At 55.3% G+C, this 804-nt stretch carries 1 protein-coding gene; it reads left to right on the forward strand.

Annotated elements, in window-relative coordinates:
* Positions 1-180: 180 nt before the first annotated feature.
* Positions 181-804 (forward strand): MauE/DoxX family redox-associated membrane protein (locus HMPREF9442_RS05315; RefSeq protein ID WP_008626186.1); only part of this gene is annotated, 624 nt, incomplete at its 3' end.

Genomic DNA, 804 nt, shown 5'->3' on the forward strand with positions numbered 1-804 from the left:
GTTATTGAATAAAATTTAAACAGGCTCTTAATCCTCATATACCTTGTGAGCGTAGATTTCATACTTTTCTTTTGGATGAAAACAACAACGTGTTGTTGGTCGGCAATCCTTTGGAAAACGAGAAGATAGAGGAAATGTTCTGGCAAATCGTGGAAGAAAAATTAGGCAAACGCGAATAAAATGAAACATATAATCCGTCATATTCCGTCCCTGTTGTTGGGCGCATGCTTCGTGGTGTCCGGTTGGCTGAAAGGCGTGGATCCTTACGGCACGTCGTTGAAACTGTCGGAGTATTTCCGCGTGTGGGGTTGGAGCGGCTTCGTGGCCGACCATCCCTTGGCATGGTCGGTGTGTCTCTGTGCCGGGGAGTTGTGTCTCGGGTTGCTCCTGCTCTCGGGCGTGTTCCGCAAGGCGGTGGCTTGGGGCGCGGTGGCGGTGATGTCCGCCTTTACCACCTTGACGGCTTGGCTGGCTTTCTCGCCCATGGGGATGTCGGTGCAGGATTGCGGCTGCTTCGGCGAGGCATTCACGTTGGGGCACGGGGCCACGCTGCTGAAAAACATTGTGCTGTGGGTTTTGGCCCTTTGGCATCTGTGGGTCGTGCGGGCGGAGCACCAGTGCGGCCTGAAAGGATGGCGTACGGCCTCCTGCTGTGCGGTCTTTTCCTTGGCAGTTCCCCTCTACTCGGCGGTCTGGCTTCCCCCGGTGGATTTCCTGCCTTTCGGCCGTGGGGCGGCTTTGCCTGCCGTGCCGGGTTTCGGGGTGTATGACGGAAGGTATGAAGAGGTGACGGATTCTTTGATG

The sequence above is a fragment of the Paraprevotella xylaniphila YIT 11841 genome (assembly GCF_000205165.1).
In the GTDB taxonomy this organism is placed as follows: Bacteria; Bacteroidota; Bacteroidia; order Bacteroidales; family Bacteroidaceae; genus Paraprevotella; species Paraprevotella xylaniphila.